Below are 18,947 nucleotides of genomic sequence, written 5' to 3'. Positions count from 1 at the left end.
CACTTCGGTGCCACCGGCTTTTGCGGTTTACTGAGCGGCATGGTCACCGGTGACGAGGTTCGTGCCTTCGCGGCGACGCTCCCCCGCGCGTACGAAGCGATCGTGCGCGACCGGGTCAAGTTCCGCATCGGGCAGATCGTCTTCCTCGCGCTGTCGCGGGACGAGACCTTGATGGGCTTCGCCTTCCCGCGTGAGCAACGCGAAGCGCTGATCGCGGGTGAGCCGGAGAAGTTCCTGCTGCCCGAGCCGTCGGACCTGCGGTACCAGTGGGTCCGGTGTCGGCTCGCGGCGATCGACGTCGAGGAGATGCGCGAGCTCGTCCTCGACGCGTGGCGGATGTGCGTGCCGAAGAAGGTCTGGAACGCCTACGCGGAGACGCACCCGCTCTGAGCCAGGGAGTCCTCGGTCACCACGCGGAGCCCGGCCACGACGGCGAAGGCCAGCACCGCCATCACCACGAACACCATCCGCAGCCCCGAAACCTGGGCGATCGCGCCGCCCGCGAGGGCACCGAGGGACTTGGTTCCCCACGCGACCAGGCGGTGGCTGCTGTTCAGCCGGCCGAGCAGCCGGTCGGGGGTGAGGCGCTGGCGCAGCGACACCATGACCACGTTGGACACCAGGATGCCCGCGCCGCCGATGAAGAAGCCCGCGCCGACGGCGTACGGGTTCGCGGTCACCGCGAGCGTGCCGACCGAAAGCCCGCCGGTGAGCCAGGAAACCCACAGCGCGCGGACCCGGCCCAGGCGGCGTTCGACGGCTTCGGCGACCAGCGACCCGGTCAGCCCGCCCGCGGCGCTCGCGGCCATCAGCAGGCCGAACGCCGGTGCGGACAGGCCCATCGGCGAGCCGGGCCCGACCGCGTAGAGGACGAGGACGGCGAAGGTCGCGCCGGTGGCGAAGTTGAACGTCCCGACCATGAGTGAGAACGTCCGCAACACCCGGTGCCGCACCAGGAAACGCAGCCCTTCGGCGATGTCGGCGCGCAGGGTGGTGCGGCTCTCGCGCGGGATCCGGTATTCGCCGCGCACGAGCAGCAGGGCCGCGACGGCAACGGCCCACAACGCCACGGGTGCCACGAGCGCGGCGATGACGCCGGCGGCGGCCAGCACGCCGGCGAGCGGCGGACCGGCGAACTCGTTGGCGGTCTGCTCGGCGGCGAACATCCGGCCGTTGGCCCGGGCCAGCTCCGCGCGGCCGACCACCTGCGGGACGATCGACTGCGCCGCGGTGTCGTAGATCGTCTCGGCACAGCCGACACCGACGGCGACGGCGTACAGCGCCCAGATCGAGCCCCCGCCGAAGACGGTCAGCAGCGCGACACCGGCGAGGAGGCCGCCGCGGACGAGGTTGGCGGCGAGCATCGCGCGGCGGCGGTCGAGCCGGTCGACCAGTGCGCCCGCGGGCAGCGCGAGGAGCAGCCACGGCAGGCTGAAAGCGAAGGCCAGCCCCGCGATCAGCGCCGGGGACCGCGTGTAGCCGACCGCGACGAGCGGCAACGCGACCTTGAGGACGCCGTCGGCGAGGCTCGACAGGCCGGCGGCGGTCCACAGCCGCCAAAACGCGGTGGTCATTGGTGGAGGATCGCACATCGATGGGGTTTTCTCCATCGATGTGACCGGATTCCATCGATGGACTACGCTCCGCTCATGACGGAACCCCGGCGCCGACGGCCGGCGACGCCCGAGGAGGCGAAGGCCCTCGGCCACCCGCTGCGGCTGCGCATCATGCGGCTGTGCCTGGTCGACGAGCTGACGAACAAGCAGCTGGCCGACCGCCTCGACCGCGACCCCGGCACGGTCCTGCACCACGTCCGCCAGCTGGTGGCCGCCGGCCTCCTGCACCCGGCCCCGGTCCGCACCGGCCCGAGCGGCGCGCTGGAGAAGCCGTACCGCGCCGACAACGAGACGTGGTGGCTGGACGGCCCCTTGGCGACCGCCGACGCGGAGACGCGCTTCGCGCCGATCGAGATCTTCCAGGAGGAACTGACGGCGGCGGGCCCGGAATCGGTGGCGGTGTACGAGAAGTTCCTGCTGCACCTGTCCCCTGACGAGGTCGAGGAGCTCGACCGGCGGATTCTCGCGGTGCTGGACGAGTACGTGGCCACCGACCACGAGCGCACCGACCGCCCGGCGATCGGCGGCATTTTCGTCCTGCACCACATGATCGACCCGAAACGTCGATGAATCTCCACGTCCCGCCATTTCCCGATTTCGATTAACGCGACCGGAATCGTTACGGGAAACCCCCTTTCTCCGATGGATAAGCAGGACAATCCGCTCGGAGGTGGTCCCGGATGGACCCGATCAGCCTGATCGTGGGCGCACTCGTGCAAGGCCTGCTGGAAGGCGTCAAGGATTCGGCGCGCGAGGCGGTGACCGACGGCTCCCGCGCGCTGCGCGAGTCGATCACGCGCCGGTACGGCGGCCAGGTCGCGCGCAGCGTCGAACTGCTCGAACAGCACCCGGAGTCGGCGCAGTGCCGCGCGGCTGTCGCCGCGGAACTGCGGAACGCGGGCGCCGACCGCGACCCCCAGCTCGTCAGGCTGGCTGAGCGATTGCAGGCGCTCGTCGACTCCCCCGGCCAGGTGCTGCTCACCGAAGATCCGGTCGAGCGGGTGCAGCGGTCGAGCGCGCTGGGCACGATCCGGCAGCTGCTCGACGGGCACATCACCCAGGTGCTGGCGGTCCGCGCCCGGCACAGCGTCGAGGCGACCGACCTGCTGAGCGCCAACATCGGCCGCAACCCCGCGGTCGACCAGCAGGTGCGCGACGGCGTCGCCGGACTGCACGGGCGGATCCGCACCGTCATCGAGCAGGTCGCCGAGCACATCGAAAGCCAGCGCTACCAGGACGTCGAGGCCGCGGTCCGCGTCCTCCCGGCGGGCTACGCCGAGCGGGAATGGGCGTACCGGCTCGTGCAGACGGAAAAGCGGATGCACGTCTCGTACGAGTCGCTGCGGCTGACCGTGGAGTTCCTCAGCGCGCTCAACCAGAGCATCCTCGGCCGGATCGAGCGCGAGTCCTCGGCGCAGCGGCTGTCGGACATGATGTTCGGCAACGCGATCATCATCTACGAGCTGACCGACTTCGTGATCGGCTACGTCACCGGCTTCGCCATCAGCGGCGATCTCGACCAGCTGCACCGCGAGGCTCGAGACCGGGTCGACCAGACCCGCCAGGAACAGCGGGCGCTCGAAGAACGGTTGCGCGGCGAAAACGTCCCGGCCGCGATGCGCGAGCAGGTCCTGGAGGACATCCGCAACCGCGAAGCCGCTTTCCGAGAAATCGATCGCGAATGGGAGAAGTACCTCGGCGAGGTGCGGGAAATGCGGGAAAAGGCCGAAGGAACTCGCGCGATCCTGCCCGCGCTGGAAATCTTCCGCGACAACGCCCGCATCCAGATCATGACCCTGCAGCTGGTGGCGATGCTGCGCGTGCTGAAGCAGAATTCCGCGTCGTTGCGCAGCACCGTCGACACGCTGCAGGGCTTCCGGCTCGCCCCGCTCTCCCCCAGCCGGGTGCACCGCCTGCTGGGCATGGAGGCGAACCAGCCGTGACCGAGGACTACGCCCACCTGCCCCTCCCGCAGCTCGAGGAGCTGGCGCGCAGCAGCGACCTCCCGCCCGCACGCCGGCAGGCGGTCGAAGCCGAGCTCGGTCGCCGGTACGCGGAGAAGTGGCGCAGCTCCGCCGGACCGACGCCGTCAGCGCAGCAGCCGGGGCCGCCCCCGGTCCCGCCGGGCTCGTACCCGGCCCAGCCCCCGCTCCAGCCGCTCGGCCCGCCCCCGGCTCGGCCGAACCCGCAGGCGTGGGGCCCGCCGGTCCCCGCCGTCGGCACGCCGGCGAAGACCGGCGGCCTGGCCAAGCCCCTCGGCTGCCTGGCCGCGTTCCTGGTCGCGGCCGTGGCCGTGGTGGTGGTCGCGGTCCTGACCGACAGCGACAGCGCACCGCCGCCGAGGATCGGGACCGTGTGCGTCACGCGGCTGGGCACGTGCCCGATGGTGGAGTCGCTGCCGGTCGGCCAGTCCTGTGTGTGCCGGACCCCGGACGGAGACGTCGAGGGCGTGATCGCCTGAACGCGGCGGGCCCCTGCCCGGGGGAGGTGGGCAGGGGCCACGTCGGGCGTTCACCCCCGGCCGGGGATGGTGGCCGGGGGTGTCGCCGTCCCGCGCGGGTCAGCGGGTCAGTGGTTGACCTTGAACCACGGCTGCGCCCAGCCGAGGTACGTCTGGCCCCACTTGCTCTTGATCTGGTCGATCGTCGTCTCGGTGTAGGTGCCCGCGCCGTTGATGTCGTTCGACAGGAACTTGCCGCCGCCGATGGAGATCATCGTGTGGCCCGCGCCGCCGTTGGAGAAGAACGCCAGGCCGCCGGCCGGGACGTCCGTGCTGTTCGCGTGCTTGTACGTGCTGGGGATCTGCGTCCAGTGCACGTACGCCGTGGTCGAGCCGCTCGCCGTGAAGCCGTAGTTCTGGGCGTTGATGCGGTCGCACCAGCCGTCGTAGGAGGCGTCGTAGTTCGTGTGGATCCGCGACTTCGCCTTCGTGACCGCCTGGGCGCAGGTGTTCGGGTCGTTCAGGCCCGACGTCGAGCACGCGGTGGTCGGCGGGACCGGCACGTCGGTGCAGTCCGGGGCGATCCGGCCGTCGGAGCCGGTGTAGACGTAGGTGTCGGTGATGTAGCCGCTCGGGATGTGGTCCCAGATGTTGCTCGTGCCGTACTTGCCGGTGACCGTCTCGCCCGTCGTCTGGCAGTCGATCGTGACGGCGGTGCCGTCGGCGACCGTGCCGGTCGAGGTCGCGCCGGTGCTCGGGGCCGAGCGCACGGTCAGCGGCGCGCCGGAGTCGGTGTGCACCGTGCCCGTCGCCGCCAGCGCCGGCGTGGCGCCCCCCAGCACGATCGCGGCGGCGGCGCCGACCACGGCGACCGTCCGCTTCCCGATCCGAATTCTCATTTGTCCGTCCTCCAGTTTCCGGTGTGGCCACAGCGTGACGGCCGCCGGTACAAGGCCCGTACAAACGCCGGGAGCCGGTTCTGGAGATGCGGCAAACAGGACGAAGCCCCGCCGGAGGAGTCCGGCGGGGCTTCGGGGAACGGCTCAGGCCAGGTACTCGGCCGCCGCGCGCAGGCTCACGTAGGAGCCGCTGAAGGTGTCGATGCGCGGGCCGCCCTCGTCCGCCGGCCCCGGTGCCCCGGTTTCGACGCGGATGTAGTCCACAGTGGACAACTCGGCCAGCAGCTCGCGCACCCGCGGGTGCCGGTGCGCCTCCCGGGTGACCACGACGACGCTGCGGAAGTCGCGGGCCGCCGCAAGCACCGCGGCCGCGTCGTCCGGCGTGGCCGTCATCGCCCGCGTGCCCGGCACCAGCTCGGCCAGGTGCGCGCCGAGGCCCCACGGCATCGGGCCGGCCGCGATGGTGGGCTCGGTCTGGACGTCGACGACCAGCGGCGGGCCGTCCAGCCGCGGTTCGCCGCGCACGCGCAGCGCCTTGCGGGCCGCTTCGAGGCCGAGCCGCCGGTCGACCGGGCCGACCGTGGCCGGTGCCGGGTCGGTGCCCAGCGCCGCTGTCCGCGCGGCCGCCTCCGCCAGGCGGTCCAGGGGCAGCTCCCCCGCCGCGACCGCCGCCACGATCGCCGTGACGCACGCGTTCAGGTGCTCGGCTTCGAACGCCGCGCCGCCGAGGCAAAGCGCGTCGGCGCCCGCGGATAGGGCCCGCACGGCCGAGCGGCCGAGGCTGTCGTGCTTGCCGTACGCGCCCGAAACCGCGCCCATCTCCAGCGCGTCGGTGATGACCGCGCCGGTGAAGCCGAGTTCGCCGCGCAGGACGTCGGTGAGCGCGACGCGGTTGAGCGTCGCCGGCTCCTCGCCCCACGCCTTCACGACGAGGTGGCCCGACATCACCGAGCGGACGCCGGCCCGGATCGCCGCGGCGAACGGGACCAGCTCGATCTCCCGCAGCTCCTCCGGGGTTCGCGGCAGCACCGGCAGCGCCACGTGCGAGTCCTCGGTCGCGGCGCCGTGGCCCGGGAAGTGCTTGGCGCACGCCGCCACGCCGTACTTCTGCAGCCCCGTCACGTAGGCCGCGACGTGCGGCGACGCCTTCGCCGGGTCGAATCCGAACGCCCGGACGCCGATGATCGGGTCCTCGGCCGCCAGGGTCAGGTCCGCGCACGGCGCCAGGTTGAGCGTCACGCCGCAGGCCGCGAGCCGTTCGCCGAGCGCGGCGGCGACCGCGGTGGTCAGCTCCGGGTCGTCGGCCGCGCCGAGCGCGAGCGGGCCGGGCACGAACGACCCGGTGTTCACGTCGAGGCGGGTGACGTCGCCGCCCTCCTCGTCGATCCCGACCACCACGCCGTCCCGCTCTCCCCGCAGCTGCGCGGTGAGGGCGGCGACCTGCTCGTCGTCGACGACGTTGCGGCCGAACAGCACCACCCCGCCGAGGCCGTCGGCGATGCGCCGGCGGAGCCAGTCCGGCGCGGTCGTCCCGGCGAACCCGGGCAGAAGGACGGCTTCGGCGAGCTTCTCCGGTGAAGTCAACGCACTACCCCTTCACGGCGCCGGCGGTCGCGCCGGACACGAGCTTGCGCTGCACGAGCAGGAAGAAGATCAGCGCCGGGACCGCGTAGATGACCGACGCGGCCATGACGCCACCCCAGTCGGTGGCGAACGCCGTGCGGAACGACGCGAGCCACACCGGCAGGGTCTCCTTCGGCTTGTCCTGGATGAAGACCAGCGCGAACAGGTACTCGTTCCACGCGGTGATGAAGCTGAACACCGACGTGGTGACCAGTCCCGGCCCGAGCAGCGGCAGCGTCACCCGGCGGAAGGCGCCGGTCTGGCTGCAGCCGTCGATCATCGCGGCCTCTTCCAGCTCGTACGGGATCCCGTTGACGAAGCCGTAGAGCATCCACACCGTGAACGGCAGCGTGGTGGCGAAGTAGATCAGCAGCAGCGACGGCAGCGTGTTGAGCAGCCCGGCGTCCCGCATCAGCAGGAACAGCGGGATGAACAGGGCCGACACCGGCGCCAGCTGCGCCACCATGACCAGCACCAGGAAGCCCTTGCGGCCGGTGAAGCGCAGCCGCGACAGCGGGATCGCCGCCAGCGTCCCGGCGATCAGCGCGCACAGCACCGACCCGACGGTGACGATCAGGCTGTTGAGCAGGTACGTCGGGAAGTTGTCCTTGCCCAGCGCGGTGGCGAAGTTGCCGAAGGAGAACGACGTCGGGATCAGGTCGTACTTCGGCGACAGGATCTCGCCGGGCGTCCGCAGCGAGGTGACGAACATCCAGTACGTCGGGAAGACGATCGCCAGCGCGACCAGTACGCCGATGACCGAGAGCACGATCCGCTGCGACAGCGACTTCTTCACGACAGATCACCTTCCCGGGTCCGGGTGAGCAGCTGGATGTACCGGCCCGTGATGAGCGCGAGCACGATCAGCATCAGGGTCGCGATCGCGCCCGCCGCGCCGAAGTGGTTTCCCGCGATGCCCTTGAGGTACAGCACGACGGCCAGCGTGGTGCTGCCGCCGTCGGGGCCGCCCTCGCGGATCGCCCAGATCTGGGCGAAGGCGTTGAAGTCCCACAGCACCGACAGGAACGTCACCATGGTGGTGATCGGCCGGATCGCGGGCCAGGTGACCGCGCGGAACGTCTGCCACGCGCTGGCGCCGTCGATGCCGGCGGCCTCGTACTGCTCCCGCGAGACGCCGATGATGCCCGCGTACAGCGAGAACGTCACGAACGGCACGGCCTGCCACACGATGAGCAGCCCGATCACGGCCAGCGTGCTGGGGCCGCTGGAGAACCACGAGAAGCCGATGAAGCCGTGGAAGCCCAGCCGGTCCAGGGTCTTGTTGAGGATGCCGTACTGCTGGTCGAAGATCCACTGGAAGACGGTGGTCGTGGCGATCACCGGGGTGGCCCAGGCCAGCACCAGCGTCACCTGGACCATGATCCGCACGACCGGGCCGAGGTGGCGCATGAGCACCGCCAGCAGCAGGCCGCCGAGGATGGTGGCGGCCACGATGGCGGCGGTGAAGACCAGCGTCCGGAAGGTGACGGTCCAGAACTCCGGGTCCGAGAGCGTGTTCGTGTAGTTGTCGAACCCGATCCAGACCGTCTTGCCGGAGACGAGCTGGCCGATGTCGAGCTTGCGGAAGCTGATCGCGAGCACCTGGACCAGCGGCCAGGCGAGCAGGACCAGGATCGCCGCGAGGGCGGGGAGGAGGAGCAGGTACGGGAGCACCCGGTCGCCGAACCGGCCCCGCTTGCGCCTCTTGACCCCCGCGTCGCGCGGCGATGCCGGCGGGGTCGCCCCCGCCGGCATCGTCACATTCGCGGTCGCTGTCATCCGCCGATGAGCTTGTTCAGCGCTGCGTTGGCGTCGGCGGTCGCCTGGTCGAGCGTCTTCTTGCCGGTCAGGTACGCGGTCAGCATGTCCTTGACCGGGTTCTGGCCGGACTCCACGTCACCCCACTTCGGGCTGGCCGGCACGGCCTTGCCGTTGGTGGAGGCCTTCGCCATGACGCTGCCCAGCGGGTCCTTGTCCAGGCCGGTCAGGTCGGTCGACGTGCCGGGCACGACGCCGGCGGCGGCGAGCTGGCCCTGGTACTTCGCGCTGGAGAGCAGCTTGATGTACTCCTTGGCCGCGGCCACGTTCTTGCTGTTGGCCGGGATGGCCAGGTTCGAGCCGCCCAGGAAGACCGGGGCGCTCTGGCCGGCGGTCTTGCTCGGGATCGCGAAGGCACCGGTCTTGCCGGTCAGGCTCGCGTCGGTCTTCGCGGCCGTCGCCAGCTCCCACGGGAGGCCGATCATCATGGCCACCTTGCCGGCGCCGTAGACGGTCGCCTGCTGCGGCTTGGCCTCGTCCGCGTCCTTCGGCGCCTTGGTGCCGGAGGTGTCGACGAGCTTCTTGTAGAACTCGAGACCGGCCTTCGCGCCGGCGCTGTCCAGCGTCGCCTTGAAGTTCTTGCCGTCCGGCTGGGCGATGTCGCCGCCGTTGTCCCAGATGAAGGACAGCAGCGAGTACCAGTTCTGCCCCGGCAGGTACAGCGCCTGGAAGTCGGGGTCGGAGCCGAACTTCGTCTTCAGCTTCGTGATCGCGTCGATCCACTCGTCGTTCGAGGTCGGCGGCTTGGTGATGCCGGCCTGCTCGAACATGTCCTTGCGGTAGATGACCTCACGGTTGGCCGCGTAGAACGGGACGCCGTAGGTCTTGCCGTCGTAGGTGCCCGAGTCGGCGAGGCCCTTCAGCCACTGCGCACCATTGAAGCTGTCCTTGTCCCCGGACAGGTCGGTCAGCACGCCGTCCTGCGAGGCGAACGCCGCGGTCTGCGTGTTGCCGATCTCGATCACGTCCGGCGGGGTGCCGCCGGCCAGCGCGGTGGTCAGCTTCTGCTGGATGCCGTCCCACTGCTGGATTTCGTACTTGACCTTGACCCCGGGGTGCGCGGCCTCGAACTCCTTGTTGAGCGCGTCGGTCAGGGTGGTCGGCGCGGACCCGGTCATCAGCCAGACCGTGACGTCGCCGCTGATCGCGGCGTTCCCGCTCGACGAGGCCGCGGTGTCCGATCCGCTGGAGCCCGCGCAGCCTGCGGTCGCGAGGGTGAATGCGGCGGCGCCCGCCGCCAGCTTGAGCCAGCGTTTCACTCGATGCCGTCCTTTCGATACCCGGCCGCCACGGCCAGGCTCCCCAAATGGTGTAGACCAATGTTGGGGTTAGAGTGGTACGTACCACAGGCCCTGTCAAGGCGGTTGCCGGAACGTTGTAAACGCGGCGGGCACTCTGACGGGGAGTAGCCGGACGGTCACCCGTCAGCCGGGTGTGGTCGGGAGAAGTCGTCCGAATAGGAAGGTGTCCGGGCCGTTTTTCACCGCGAGGGAGCCGGAAATCGGGTTCCGTGCGGTTCGGGGGTACGACGAAAGTCGCTCCGGGTAAGGACTCTCGGAGTGACAGGTGCGGTCAGGACGGCGTTTTCGCTGGTGGCGCCGCGTGTCGGGTGGGCGCGCCCGACGTGGGATGTGGACGGCTGGAGCGGCACCCCGACCGCCGCCAGTGCGGTCCACAACCCCGCGCCCGCGGTCGCGAGACCACCTGGCGTCCCGGAGCAGCTCCCGCACCCGCTGGGCAGCACCGGCGGACCTGCGGCCGGCGGGAGGCGGGCCGCGTCCAGTTCCGTGCGCACCGCCCGGACCAGCCCGGCGACCTGGCGGGCGTCGAAAGTTGGTCGACGCTAAAACGAGCGCCCCAATGAGGTTTTCTCAGTAGCGTCCGTGGTGTTCGTGGTGGGTGAGGACGAGGGCTGCTTGGACGATGGTGCCGATGCGGTGTGGGCAGAGGCTGATGCGGTGTAGGGCTGACCAGCGGGTTTTGAGGATGGCCATGGCGCGTTCGCCGAGGGCGCGGGCTCGGGATTGCAGCTGGTTGTAGACCCGTTGGCGGAGGTGGAGGGGTGGTTGGCCGGCGGCTTTCTTGACCGGGGTGTAGATGCCGATGCCGGCGGAGTGGTAGGCCTTGTCGGCCAGGGTGGGCAGGCCGTGGGCTGCGGCGGCGGTTAACGCGCCGATGATGTCGAGGTCGCGGGCGGCGGAGAGGTCGTTGCGGGAGCCGGGCAGCACCGGGGAGACCCACAGCGGGAATCCGTCGGCGCTGGCCAGGAACTGGATGTTTCCGCCGAAGGCTCGGTGTTTGCCCGAGTACCACAGGTGCACGGTCCGGCCGCGGTTCTTGCCTTTGGTTTTGGTCGTGGTCGCCGCGACCCGGTCGCAGGAGATGAGGCTGCCGTCGAGGATCACGTGGGTGTCACCCCGGGCGCGGCGGTCGGCCAGGACTTGGTGCAGGTCCGGGGCTTGGGCGGCGAGGGCGGTGATGGCTTCGTGCAGGTAGCGGTAGGCGGTGGCGGTGCTGATGTGGTGGTCGGTGGCCAGCCGGTGCACGGGGGTGGCGTCGCGGAACCAGCGCAGCGCCAGGACCGCGTGCCGGTAGGGGGTCAGGGCGCGCCGGCCGCGGCGGGTGCCGCGCCGCAGCCGCTCGGTCTGCAGGACACGGGCAACGAACCAGACCAGCTCGCGCGCCACGTCGAGGGTGGCGCCATAATTGATCACGTGGGGCCTCTGGAACCTCGGACTTGATCTTCGCAAATCCAGTCCTACCAGGGGCCCCACGCCTATTCGCGGAACCACACCGCTACTGAGAAAACCTCAATGTGGCCTTCGGTGCGTCCAGCGCACCCAATGTGGCGTTCGGTGCGTCAGACGCAACCAACGCCACATTGGGGCGCATCGCCGGGCTGCTGCCGACCAACATCGGACGCGCGACACTAGCGCCTCCCGTTCCGGCGCCGCTCGCGCGCCGCCTTGGCCATGACCATCCCGATCAGCACCACCACGCCGCGTCGAAGACCTCCGGGCCGAGCAGGGGCGGTGGCGCGCCGAACGACCCGGTCGAGACCGAATCCGAACCCGCCTTGATGAACCGGAAGATCACCGTCACCCAGATGCCGAACCCGGCCAGGACCATCAGGTACCCGAGCACCATGATCGCGCGGCCGGCTCCTTTGCCGGTGGCCGGCAGGGTGATCGCTTAGCCTTCGGGGGTGGTGATTTCGTAGTGCCGGCGGTGGTCGTAGCTGTGGTGGATGTCGCGCCCGGCGTTGTTGATGGTCCCGGCGGAGACGTCGCCGAAGGAGACGCCGGACGAGCGCTGCCAGGTCCGGGTCTGCGACGCGCCACCCTCACCGTCAAGGTAGGGCGCGGCCACCGGGCCGAACTCGAGCCGACCCGGCGTCGGCCACCCAGGTTCCGCGCCCGGCGCGGCGGATCCCAGGCGTGCCGCAGCGACACCTGCTCCGATGGCACCCTCAGGTCGGCGTCGGGCCCGCGCCCCACCAGCCACGAACCGCGGCGCACCGCCAAGCGCGCACCGGACCCGCCGAGCGTTTCGATCCTCGCCTCGGCCATCGGCACTCCTCCCGCCGCACGGCTCTTCGCTCCCTCGAGGAAGAGCCGTGCGGCGGGTGCGGGAATATCCGGCGAACGGGTGAACCGGTTCAGACCTTCGGGGCCGAGCCGTCCGGGGTCTTGACCCGCTCCAGCAGCAGCTGGGCCACGTCGCGGACGTCGACGTTCTCCGCCTTCTGCTCGCTCTGGCGCTGGACCAGGCCGTCGGTGAGCATCACGCGGCAGAACGGGCAGCCGGTCACGATCGTTTCCGCGTCGGTCGCGATCGCTTCGTCCACGCGCTCGAGGTTGATGCGCTTGCCGATCTGCTCCTCCATCCACATCCGCGCGCCGCCGGCGCCGCAGCACAGAGCGCGGTCCGCGTGGCGCGGCATCTCCGTGAGCTGGGCGCCGGCCGCGCCGACGAGGTCGCGGGGCGGGGTGTAGACCTTGTTGTGGCGCCCGAGGTAGCACGGGTCGTGGTAAGTGACGCGCGGGCCGTCCTCGACGCCCTTCACCGGGGTCAGCTGGCCGCCGCGGACGAGGCGGTTGAGCAGCTGCGTGTGGTGAACCACCTCGTAGTGCCCGTACAGCTGCGGGTATTCGCGGCTGAGCGTGTTGAGGCAGTGCGGGCAGGTCGTGACGATCTTGCGCAGGCGCGGCTCGCGGCCCTCGAACACGGCGTTGAGCGTCTCGGCCGTCTGCTGGGCCATCATCTGGAACAGGAACTCGTTGCCCGCGCGGCGGGCCGGGTCGCCGGTGCACGACTCCTCGTTGCCGAGCACGACGTAGTTCACGCCGGCGATGTGCAGCAGCTCGGCCGTGGCGCGGACGGTCTTGCGCGCCTGGTCGTCGAACGCGCCCGCGCAGCCGACCCAGAAGACGTACTCGACGTCTTCGCCCAGCTCGCCGTCGAACACCGGGACGTCGAAGCCGAGGTCCTTGGTCCAGGCGAGCCGCTCGGAGTTGTTCTGTCCCCAGGGGTTGCCCTTGGTCTCCAGGTTCTTGAACAGCCCGCCCAGCTCGGTCGGGAACGCCGATTCGATCATCACCTGGTAGCGGCGCATGTCGACGATGTGGTCGACGTGCTCGATGTCCACCGGGCACTGCTCGACGCACGCGCCGCAGGTGGTGCACGACCACAGCACGTCCGGGTCGATGACGCCGCCGTCGGCCTCCGGGCCGACCAGCGGGCGCGCCTCCTCGTGCTCGGTGCCCGCGAGGATGTAGGGCGCCTCCTCGAAGAGGTTGTCGCGCAGGTTCATGATGACGAGCTTGGGCGACAGCGGCTTCCCGGTGTTCCACGCCGGGCACTGCGACTGGCAGCGGCCGCACTCGGTGCACGTGGCGAAGTCGAGCATGCCCTTCCACGTGAAGTCGCCGATCTTGCCGCGGCCGAACGTGTCGTCCTCGCCAGGGTCCTCGAAGTCGATCGGGACGCCGCCCGACTCCATGGGCAGCAGCGGGCCGAGCGCGTCCGGCAGCCGCTTCGCCGAGACGTTGATCGGCGCGACGAAGATGTGCAGGTGCTTGGAGTAGAGCACGATCGACAGGAACACCAGCATGACGCCGATGTGCAGCAGCAGGCCGACGGTCTCGAGCACTTCGGTCGTCGAGTGGCCCAGCGGCTCCAGCAGGTTCCCGACGCCGAGGGAGACGTACGCGCCGTTGTCGTACGGGAAGTTGCCGGACGCCGAGGAGGCGCCGCGGAAGAAGAACATCGTCCAGACGACGTTGAAGATCATGATGAGGATCAGCCAGGCGCCGCCGGTGTGCGAGCCGTAGAAGCGCGACGCGCGGTCCTTGCGCGCGGGGGCGTTGCGGATCCGGATGATCGTGAACACGCCCAGCGAGACGGCCACCGCGACGGCGATGAAGTCCTGCAGGAAGCCCAGCACCGCCCAGTGGCCGATCCACGGGATCGCGAACTTCTCGTCGAACAGGGCGCCGTAGGCCTCGAGGTACACCGAGGCCAGGATGACGAAGCCCCAGAACGTGAAGAAGTGCGCGGCACCCGGGATCGACCACTTGAGCAGCTTGCGCTGGCCGAACACTTCGCGAACCTGCGCGAAGAGCCGGGCACCCAGCTCGTTCGAGCGCTTCGTGTCGGGCTGGCCCGCCTTGATCAGCTGGTACAGGAAGGCCACGCGCTTCCCGGCGACGGCGAGGCCGACGACGGTCATGAGCAGGCCGAGGATGAGACGAACGAGCACGAGTCCTCCGCGTCGTGATGGAAGGACCGGCTCAGTGCGAGCCGGTGTAGTACCGGCACGCCTTGCACGCGTACCGCATCTTCGCGACCCGCCAGTGCTTCCGGTACAGATCGAGGTCGGCCGACCTGCGGACGCCCAGGCGCTGGTAACGCCCCGGCCGCCGCCGTCCGGTTTCGTACTGCTCGGTCGCGCGGCCGAGGTGGGCGCGCCGCAGCACGCACCCCCGCGTCCGGCAGCGGCCGAGCGCGCCGCGGCAGAAACGGTGCAGCAGCACGAGGTCGCCGGTCACTTCTTCGACCACGCCGTAGCCGGGATGGTCGCCCGGCCCGGTGAGCCGCACCGGCAGCCCGCAGTACGCGCATTTGAGCGTGCACGGAAGGCAGCCGGTGAGGTGCCGGATCCGCAGTTCGCGGCGGTCTTCGGAGCCGGGTCCACGGACGCGCGACGCCATAGAGCCTCCCGGAACGACTGTGATCGGCACCACTGTCTGCTACTGGAGGGTAATGACGAGATCACTTCGCGCGACAGGACCATTCAGCATAGTTGCACTGCGCCGTTCGGCGTAAAAATCGAGGCAAGGCTGACCTTACCGTCCGCATATCGGACGCTCAACACCGCGAATCGTACGTTTGGCCCTGCTGCGACCGGCGTGTCCCCCGCCACACTCCGGACATGACCTTTCACCCGGTCCCCTACCGGCCCGCCCGGCTGCCCGACGACGAAGCCCTCGCCCGGGCCGCCTCGCTGCGGCAGCGGATGGAAGCGCGGCGCTCGGTCCGGATGTTCTCCGCCGACCCGGTGCCCGAACGCGCGGTGCTGGACGCGATCGCCGTAGCGTCCACCGCGCCGAGCGGGGCGCACCAGCAGCCGTGGACGTTCGTCCTCGTCACCGATCCCGACGTGCGCCGCCGGCTCCGGGAAGCCGCCGAAGAGGAGGAGCGGATCTCCTACGGCGGCCGGCTCGGCGAGGCGTGGCTCGACGCGCTGCGGCCGCTCGGCACGGACGCGGTGAAGCCGCACCTGACCGACGCGCCCTACCTGATCGTCGTGTTCCAGCAGCGCTTCGCCCTCGACGAAGACGGCGGCGTCCGCAAGCACTACTACGTCGACGAGTCGGTGGGCATCGCGGTCGGCATGCTGCTGACGGCGTTGCAGGTGGCCGGGCTGGCGGCGCTGACGCACACGCCGTCGCCGATGCGCTTCCTCGGCGAGCTGCTCGGCCGTCCCCGCAACGAAAAGGCGTTCGCGGTGATCCCGGTCGGCTACCCCGCCGACGACTGCGTCGTCCCGGACCTGCGGCGCAAGTCCCTCGACGAAGTGCTCGTGCGGATCTAGTGTCGCGCGTCCGAGGTTCGTTGACGGCCGGCGGCGCGTGCGAACGTCTTGAATGAGTCATTCAGGTCTTCGGAGGTCCTGAATGACTCATTCAAGACCTTTGGTTCGGGTTGCCGGGCCAGGGCCAGGGCTGGCTAAAGGCCGGGCGGTTCGGGGAACGCCGGGCCGGACAGCCGGTCGGCGCCGCGCTCCCGCCACCACCGCGCCTCGTCCGCGTCCGCCACCCCGGCGACGCCGACTTCGGCGCCGGCCTGGTGGGCCGCGTCGATCAGCGCCGTCAGCGAAGGCTCGACGAGCGGGTGGGTGCGCCGCTCCACCAGGCTCGGCGCGAGGCGGACCGCGCGGGCCGGGAACTCCGTCAGGCAGGCGGCGTCGGCGACGCCGTGCAGTTCCGCCGGGACGCCGATTTCGGCCAGCACCTTGAGGTTGTCGGCCGCGTCGCCGGACTCCGCGAGCAGCGCCGCGGCCGGGAAGCCGGGCCGGATGGCCGCCGGGGCCAGGCCGGTCGACTCCAGCACCCCGCGGATTTCGCCGACCAGCTCGGGGTCGGCGGCCTGCTGCGGGGTGAGTTCGACGGTGAGCGGCAGTTCGCTCCCGGACGCGAGCAGCCGCTCGGCCGCCGTGCGCAGGAGCCACGTGCCCAGCGGCAGGGCCAGCCCGGTTTCGGTCGCCAGCCGCAGGCACGTTTCGTGCTCGAGCACCCCTTCGGCCGGGTGGTTCCACCGCAGCCGGGCCTCGACGCCCTGGACGGCGCCGTCGCCCGCGGACACCAGCGCCCGGTAGCAGACCTCGATTTCGCCGTTCTCCCAAGCGCCCGCCATCCCAGCGGCCAGGCCGAAGTCGTGCCGGTCGCGCCGGTCCAGCTCCCGGTCGAACAGGCCCCACTGGCTGCCCGTGCGCTGCACGCGCCGCAGCGTCAGGTCCGACGCGCGCAGCAGCTCCACCGGCGTGACGTCGCGCGGCGGCCGGTGCACGACGCCGATGGCGGCCGACACCGCCACCCCGCGCTGCCCGTCGACGTACTCCGGCTCCGCGAGCTCGTGGGTGATGCGGCGGACCAGCGTCAGCACTCCCGGCGTCTCCGCCGCGTTCTGCACCAGCACGCCGAACTCGTCGCCGCCGAGCCGCGCGACCAGCGCCGTCTCGCCGTCGAAGATCGTCTTGAGCTTCGCCGCGACCCCGCGCAGCACGCGGTCGCCGAGCTCCTGGCCGAGCCCGCCGTTGATCTGGGAGAAGCCGTCGAGGTCGAGGTGGAACAGCGTGACCCCGCGGGCCGGGTCGGCGTCGCGGAGCAGGGTTTCCAAGCGGGTGCTGAAGAACTGGCGGTTCGGCAGCCCGGTGAGGACGTCGTGCAGGGCCTGGTGCGACAGCCGCCGCTGCAGCAGCGAGACCTCGGTGTCGTCGTCGACGATCGTGAGCAGCTGCCGGGGCGCGCCGACGGCGTCGCGGATCACCGACGCCGCGAACGTGGCCCACATCGGCTCGCCGTCCTTGCCGACCAGCCGCCGTCCGGTGCGCAGCCGGTGCAGCTTGCCCGCCACGAGCTCGCGGTAGCCGTCCCGCAGCTGCTCGACGTCCTCGGGGTGCACCAGGTCGAACAGGCTCAGCGCGCCGATCTCGGCCGGCGTGCGGTTGAGCGTCTTGGCGAGCGCCGCGTTGGCCCGCAGCACGCGGCCGTCCAGTTCGGTGAGCGCGACGCCGCTGGCCGAGCCGGCGAAGACCTCTTCGAACTGCGCGCGCGTGATGACCTGCTTCTGCCGCGTCTCCTGTTCCACCTTCAGCAGCGCGCGGCTCAAGCCCTCCTGGCGCTTCTGGATGTCCTCGCGCAGCATCTCGCCGTAGCCCGAGCTCAGCGCGCCGAGCACCAGGACGACCCGCTCGGCGAGCCCGTCGAGGCGGTGCAGCTCCGGCTCGCGCACCAGTGCCTTGCCGAGCACCTCCAGGGTGCGGCGCAGGCTGTCCGTGCCGACGCACCGCAGCTCGACGAGCTTGCCGCCCACGGCCGCGGCCGCGTCGAGGTCCGGCGGGTCGCCGGCGACGGCGTCGAAGACGGTGGTGACCAGGACGCCCAGCTCGCGCTCGATCTCCTCGGGCGTGTGCGGCAGGTACGCCGTGGTGCTGATCAGGTAGCCCCACTTGCGCGCGAGCGTGCCGAGCCGCCGCGCCGCCCGTTCGGCGGACGGCTTCTTCCGTGGCTGGTCGCCGCGGGGTTGGGGAGCAGTCACCTCAGCCTGTCCTGGTTTCGACGCACGCGCACCGGTCTGATGGCCGATTTATCTTGGCGCGAAAAGGCGTCCGGCGCACGAAACAGCATTCATCCAATCGAGTGATAACCCTGCGGAGCGATCCCCAGGTCGCCCTGCAGCCACGATCGGGTGGCATCCCGGTAATCGGCGGCGTTTTCGTGCAACGCGACGGAATGCCCCGCCCCCGGGAGGACGTACATCGACAGCTTCGACGGGTCGGCGTAGTACGGCGCTTCCTGCGCCCGCAGCACATCGGGGTGCGCGCAGTCACGCAGGGCGAGCAGACCGCAGAAAAGGACGTCCTTTTCCCCCACCACCTGCAAAACCGGTGCGGTAATTCCTTGCGTCGCCGGCAACACGATCCCGAACAACGCCACCGTGCCCATCCCGGGCACCGAAACCTGGTCCTTGGTGGCTTCGTCCGCCGCGATGACCGCCGGGTCGGCGTCGCCGTCGGCGTAGAACAGCCCGGCACGCGCGCCCGGCTTCGTCGTGAAGTACAGCGGATCGCTGCCCAGCGAGCCGAGCTGGCCGTCGAGCAGGGCCGGCTGCAGGCCGAGGGCCGCGCCGAGGGCGAGCACCGGCAGGGCGGGCAGGTGCGTGATGCCGGTGAGGACCACGCCGTCGACGTCGTGGTAGGTCGACGCCTCCACGGCGACGACCCCGGACCCGACCGAGTGCCCGACGATGACCACCTTCGCGAACGGCACCCCGCCGACGCGCCCGGCGCGCAGGTGCCCGACGACCTCGTGCATCGACTCGGCCGCGGCCCAGACCGACAGCGGCAGGCTCAGCGGGTGGCTGCTGCGCCCGGCGCCGAGCTGGTCCGCGGCGAACGTCGCGTAGCCGTGGGCGGCCATGTCGCGCTGGTAGGAGTACCGCTGCGGGTCATAGGGCAGGTCCCAGTACGCGCTGTTGTACGTCCCGCCGTGCACGAGCAGCTGGACGGTGTCCGGTGCCTCGCCGGCGGGCAGGCACAGCCGGCCGTGCACGGTCGCCGGCGCGCCCGGCACCAGCGGCGGCAGCCCGGGACCGGTGACCGGCAAATCCGTGTCGGTGCAAGAGATCGAGGCGGCTTCGGCGGGCATCGCCGCGGTCAGCGAAGCGAGCAGAACCCCGCAGGCGAACAACGCGGACGTCAGCTTGACCGGCAGTCTCACGCCGTACTCCTCCGGATGGGGCCGGGCTGTTCGGACCCGAGAACACTAC

18 protein-coding genes are annotated in these 18,947 nt (G+C 70.8%); 5 read left to right on the top strand and 13 right to left on the bottom strand.

Annotated elements, in window-relative coordinates:
- Positions 1-39 precede the first annotated feature (39 nt).
- Entirely contained in the window at positions 40-390 is a 351-nt protein-coding gene (locus tag H4696_RS07455) for an MmcQ/YjbR family DNA-binding protein (RefSeq protein WP_086861855.1), read from the top strand.
- Here the strand turns inward: H4696_RS07455 and H4696_RS07450 are convergent.
- Positions 366-1,574, bottom strand: a complete 1,209-nt coding sequence (locus H4696_RS07450; RefSeq protein WP_086861854.1) for an MFS transporter — start codon at positions 1,572-1,574, stop codon at positions 366-368. The genes H4696_RS07455 and H4696_RS07450 overlap by 25 nt on opposite strands.
- Positions 1,575-1,649: 75 nt before the next feature.
- Between H4696_RS07450 and H4696_RS07445 the strand changes: the two genes are divergently transcribed.
- From H4696_RS07445 to H4696_RS07435, 3 genes are all read left to right on the top strand, one after another.
- Positions 1,650-2,186 carry an ArsR/SmtB family transcription factor gene (locus tag H4696_RS07445; protein ID WP_192782136.1) on the top strand — a complete coding sequence of 179 codons (537 nt, stop codon included), beginning with the start codon at positions 1,650-1,652 and terminating at the stop codon, positions 2,184-2,186.
- A gap of 110 nt (positions 2,187-2,296) precedes the next feature.
- Positions 2,297-3,559 (top strand): hypothetical protein, encoded by a 1,263-nt coding sequence (locus H4696_RS07440; protein WP_192782135.1) that lies wholly within the window; start codon positions 2,297-2,299, stop codon positions 3,557-3,559.
- Positions 3,556-4,077 (top strand): hypothetical protein, encoded by a 522-nt coding sequence (locus H4696_RS07435; protein WP_192782134.1) that lies wholly within the window; start codon positions 3,556-3,558, stop codon positions 4,075-4,077. The genes H4696_RS07440 and H4696_RS07435 overlap by 4 nt, the downstream gene beginning before the upstream one ends.
- A 107-nt stretch (positions 4,078-4,184) precedes the next feature.
- Here H4696_RS07435 and H4696_RS07430 read toward each other — a convergent pair whose 3' ends face one another.
- The 10 genes from H4696_RS07430 to H4696_RS07390 form a co-directional block, all read right to left on the bottom strand.
- Complete coding sequence (locus tag H4696_RS07430; protein ID WP_086858548.1) at positions 4,185-4,955, bottom strand: SH3 domain-containing protein; 771 nt, start codon at positions 4,953-4,955, stop codon at positions 4,185-4,187.
- 144 nt (positions 4,956-5,099) lie between these two features.
- Positions 5,100-6,539 (bottom strand): glycoside hydrolase family 3 protein, encoded by a 1,440-nt coding sequence (locus H4696_RS07425; RefSeq protein ID WP_086858549.1) that lies wholly within the window; start codon positions 6,537-6,539, stop codon positions 5,100-5,102.
- A 4-nt stretch (positions 6,540-6,543) separates the two neighbouring features.
- Positions 6,544-7,374 carry a carbohydrate ABC transporter permease gene (locus tag H4696_RS07420; protein WP_086858550.1) on the bottom strand — a complete coding sequence of 277 codons (831 nt, stop codon included), beginning with the start codon at positions 7,372-7,374 and terminating at the stop codon, positions 6,544-6,546.
- Positions 7,371-8,357 carry a carbohydrate ABC transporter permease gene (locus tag H4696_RS07415; RefSeq protein ID WP_086858551.1) on the bottom strand — a complete coding sequence of 329 codons (987 nt, stop codon included), beginning with the start codon at positions 8,355-8,357 and terminating at the stop codon, positions 7,371-7,373. Before H4696_RS07415 ends, H4696_RS07420 begins: the two co-directional genes overlap by 4 nt.
- Positions 8,354-9,655: a sugar ABC transporter substrate-binding protein gene (locus H4696_RS07410; protein ID WP_086858552.1), complete on the bottom strand. Its 1,302-nt coding sequence runs from the start codon at positions 9,653-9,655 to the stop codon at positions 8,354-8,356. The genes H4696_RS07415 and H4696_RS07410 overlap by 4 nt, the downstream gene beginning before the upstream one ends.
- Positions 9,656-10,267: 612 nt before the next feature.
- Positions 10,268-11,110 carry a transposase family protein gene (locus H4696_RS07405; RefSeq protein ID WP_086864916.1) on the bottom strand — a complete coding sequence of 281 codons (843 nt, stop codon included), beginning with the start codon at positions 11,108-11,110 and terminating at the stop codon, positions 10,268-10,270.
- Between the two features lie 271 nt (positions 11,111-11,381).
- The gene (locus H4696_RS49880; RefSeq protein ID WP_225955618.1) at positions 11,382-11,543 is read right to left on the bottom strand and encodes a hypothetical protein; all 162 of its coding nucleotides are present in this window, start codon (positions 11,541-11,543) and stop codon (positions 11,382-11,384) included.
- Between the two features lie 45 nt (positions 11,544-11,588).
- A complete protein-coding gene (locus H4696_RS49875) occupies positions 11,589-11,765 on the bottom strand; it encodes a hypothetical protein (protein WP_225955617.1) in 177 nt (58 codons plus the stop codon).
- Between the two features lie 289 nt (positions 11,766-12,054).
- Positions 12,055-14,157: a (Fe-S)-binding protein gene (locus tag H4696_RS07395; RefSeq protein WP_086865243.1), complete on the bottom strand. Its 2,103-nt coding sequence runs from the start codon at positions 14,155-14,157 to the stop codon at positions 12,055-12,057.
- Between the two features lie 31 nt (positions 14,158-14,188).
- A complete protein-coding gene (locus tag H4696_RS07390) occupies positions 14,189-14,608 on the bottom strand; it encodes a hypothetical protein (protein WP_086865242.1) in 420 nt (139 codons plus the stop codon).
- A gap of 221 nt (positions 14,609-14,829) precedes the next feature.
- Here H4696_RS07390 and H4696_RS07385 point away from each other — a divergent pair, with 221 nt between their 5' ends.
- Positions 14,830-15,492 (top strand): nitroreductase family protein, encoded by a 663-nt coding sequence (locus H4696_RS07385; RefSeq protein ID WP_086865241.1) that lies wholly within the window; start codon positions 14,830-14,832, stop codon positions 15,490-15,492.
- A 134-nt stretch (positions 15,493-15,626) separates the two neighbouring features.
- Here the strand turns inward: H4696_RS07385 and H4696_RS07380 are convergent, their stop codons facing one another.
- Both H4696_RS07380 and H4696_RS07375 read right to left on the bottom strand, forming a co-directional pair.
- Positions 15,627-17,717, bottom strand: coding sequence for an EAL domain-containing protein (locus tag H4696_RS07380; protein WP_192782133.1), 2,091 nt, complete (start codon positions 17,715-17,717; stop codon positions 15,627-15,629).
- An 89-nt stretch (positions 17,718-17,806) separates the two neighbouring features.
- Positions 17,807-18,898 carry an alpha/beta hydrolase gene (locus H4696_RS07375; RefSeq protein ID WP_086858027.1) on the bottom strand — a complete coding sequence of 364 codons (1,092 nt, stop codon included), beginning with the start codon at positions 18,896-18,898 and terminating at the stop codon, positions 17,807-17,809.
- Positions 18,899-18,947: the final 49 nt, after the last annotated feature.

Source organism: Amycolatopsis lexingtonensis (genome assembly GCF_014873755.1).
Lineage (GTDB): Bacteria > Actinomycetota > Actinomycetes > Mycobacteriales > Pseudonocardiaceae > Amycolatopsis > Amycolatopsis lexingtonensis.
The sequence above is the reverse complement of the archived record's forward strand: the minus strand, read 5'-3'. Positions and strand labels throughout refer to the sequence as shown.

Bases quoted from the DNA above. Each gene is read 5' to 3' on its own strand.
- H4696_RS07455 (WP_086861855.1), top strand. From the start codon at position 40: ATGGTCACCGGTGACGAGGTTCGTGCCTTCGCGGCGACGCTCCCCCGC.
- H4696_RS07440 (WP_192782135.1), top strand. From the start codon at position 2,297: ATGGACCCGATCAGCCTGATCGTGGGCGCACTCGTGCAAGGCCTGCTG.
- H4696_RS07450 (WP_086861854.1), bottom strand. From the start codon at position 1,574: ATGACCACCGCGTTTTGGCGGCTGTGGACCGCCGCCGGCCTGTCGAGC.
- H4696_RS07430 (WP_086858548.1), bottom strand. From the start codon at position 4,955: ATGAGAATTCGGATCGGGAAGCGGACGGTCGCCGTGGTCGGCGCCGCC.
- H4696_RS49880 (WP_225955618.1), bottom strand. From the start codon at position 11,543: ATGGTGCTCGGGTACCTGATGGTCCTGGCCGGGTTCGGCATCTGGGTG.
- H4696_RS07445 (WP_192782136.1), top strand. From the start codon at position 1,650: ATGACGGAACCCCGGCGCCGACGGCCGGCGACGCCCGAGGAGGCGAAG.
- H4696_RS07385 (WP_086865241.1), top strand. From the start codon at position 14,830: ATGACCTTTCACCCGGTCCCCTACCGGCCCGCCCGGCTGCCCGACGAC.
- H4696_RS07390 (WP_086865242.1), bottom strand. From the start codon at position 14,608: ATGGCGTCGCGCGTCCGTGGACCCGGCTCCGAAGACCGCCGCGAACTG.
- H4696_RS07415 (WP_086858551.1), bottom strand. From the start codon at position 8,357: ATGACAGCGACCGCGAATGTGACGATGCCGGCGGGGGCGACCCCGCCG.